General features: G+C 53.4%; 2 protein-coding genes. One reads left to right on the forward strand and one right to left on the reverse strand.

The window, feature by feature from the left end; genetic code table 11:
• Positions 1-275, reverse strand: a 275-nt coding sequence (locus BBW68_RS00845) for an IS6 family transposase (RefSeq protein ID WP_148127483.1), incomplete at its 3' end; no start/stop codon positions are given.
• Between the two features lie 319 nt (positions 276-594).
• On the opposite strand from BBW68_RS00845, the gene gltX reads away from it, so the two are divergent.
• Complete coding sequence (gltX, locus tag BBW68_RS00850; protein WP_070133610.1) at positions 595-2,004, forward strand: glutamate--tRNA ligase; 1,410 nt, start codon at positions 595-597, stop codon at positions 2,002-2,004.
• Positions 2,005-2,039: the final 35 nt, after the last annotated feature.

The following is a 2,039-nucleotide window of genomic DNA, read 5'->3' on the forward strand; positions in this document are numbered from 1 at the left end:
TACAGATAAGCCCAGCGTCCGTTGACCTTCACGTAGGTTTCATCGAGATGCCATGAGCCAAAACCGGAAGGTTGACGCCAGTACCAGCGCCGCCGCTTTTCCATTTCAGGTGCAGAACGCTGAACCCATCGATAAATCGTGGTGTGATCGACATTTACCCCTCGCTCAGCGAGCATCTCCTGCAGCTCACGATAACTGATGCCATATTTGCAGTACCAGCGGACGGCCCACAGGATAATATGACGCTCAAAATGTCGACCTTTAAATGGGTTCATGTGCTGCTCCTTCAGCTAAACAGTGGCATCAGTTTACCATCGCCAGATCTTTGCAACAGTGCCGCGTGGCTCGGATTCGCCTCGCCCTTCGGAGCGTTGCTGCCACAACGCTGTCTCACTGCGTTCAACCGGGACCTGCGGTCAATTGATCAAAAGTTAGCTGCGGTTGCTGAACGAAATCAAGGCAATGTTTCCCCCGCAGGCGGGGAATGGCGTTGAGGATTCGACGACAGATGGTAGAATGTGCCCTACAAAAATCAGAACGTAACAGCACGCTTCTGACACTGGTCAAAGCATCCGCGTAATAAGGCATTCATTAATGAAAATCAAAACCCGCTTCGCTCCCAGCTCGACTGGCTATCTACACGTTGGCGGCGCTCGTACAGCACTTTACTCTTGGTTGTTTGCCCGCAATCACGGCGGCGAGTTTGTGTTGCGTATTGAAGACACCGATCTGGAGCGTTCAACCCAGCAGGCGAACGATGCCATTATGAATGGCATGAACTGGCTGAATCTCAACTGGGATGAAGGCCCTTACTACCAGACCAAGCGTTTTGACCGTTACAACACGGTGATTGACCAGATACTGGAAGCGGGCGGCGCGTATAAGTGCTACTGCTCTAAAGAGCGTCTGGAAACGCTGCGCGAAACCCAGATGGCAAACAACGAAAAGCCACGCTACGACGGCCGCTGCCGCGATAGCCATGAACATCATGCGGATGATGAACCTTGCGTGGTGCGTTTCCGCAACCCGCAGGAAGGTTCGGTAATTTTCGACGACCAGATCCGTGGCCCGATCGAGTTCAGCAACCAAGAGCTGGATGACTTGATCATCCGCCGTACTGACGGTACGCCGACCTATAACTTCTGCGTGGTGATTGACGACTGGGATATGGAAATTACCCACGTTATTCGTGGTGAAGACCATATCAACAACACACCGCGTCAGATCAACATCCTGAAAGCGATTGGCGCGCAGGTGCCGGTGTATGCCCACGTTTCAATGATCCTCGGCGATGATGGTAAGAAACTCTCCAAGCGCCACGGTGCGATCAGTGTGATGCAGTATCGCGATGACGGCTATCTGCCAGAAGCGCTGCTGAACTATCTGGTGCGCCTAGGCTGGTCCCACGGTGACCAAGAGATTTTCACCCTTGAAGAGATGACCAAACTGTTCGATCTCGATCAGGTCAGCAAATCTGCCAGCGCGTTTAACACCGAAAAGCTGCAGTGGCTGAATCATCACTACATCAATAGCCTAGCATCAGAATACGTTGCTACCCACCTGCAGTGGCATATCAAGCAGGAAAAGATTGATACCCGCACCGGTCCTGAGCTAGCGCAGCTGGTAAAACTGCTGGGTGAACGCTGTAAGACGCTGAAAGAGATGGCTGCATCCTGTCGCTATTTCTATGAAGAGTTTGCTGGGTTTGATGCTGATGCCGCGAAGAAGCACCTGCGTCCGGTCGCGCGTCAGCCGCTGGAAGTGGTGCATGACAAACTGGCTGCTATCTGTGACTGGACGGCAGAAAACGTCCATCAGGTTATTCAGGCGACGGCGGATGAGCTGGAAGTCAGCATGGGCAAAGTTGGCATGCCGCTGCGTGTGGCGGTAACCGGCGGCGGTCAGTCTCCTGCGCTGGCCGTGACAGTGCATGCTATTGGCAAGTCACGCAGCGTTGCGCGCATTGAGAAGGCGCTGGCGTTTATTGCCACCCGCGAAGCCTAAACATCCGGCATTAAAAAACCGGCACTGTTGCAAAG

It is taken from the genome of Candidatus Erwinia dacicola, from assembly GCF_001756855.1.
GTDB classification, from domain to species: domain Bacteria; phylum Pseudomonadota; class Gammaproteobacteria; order Enterobacterales; family Enterobacteriaceae; genus Erwinia; species Erwinia dacicola.

What these genes read in the sequence shown, in the direction of transcription:
- gltX (WP_070133610.1), top strand. Translation starts at nt 595, where the DNA reads ATGAAAATCAAAACCCGCTTCGCTCCCAGCTCGACTGGCTATCTACAC.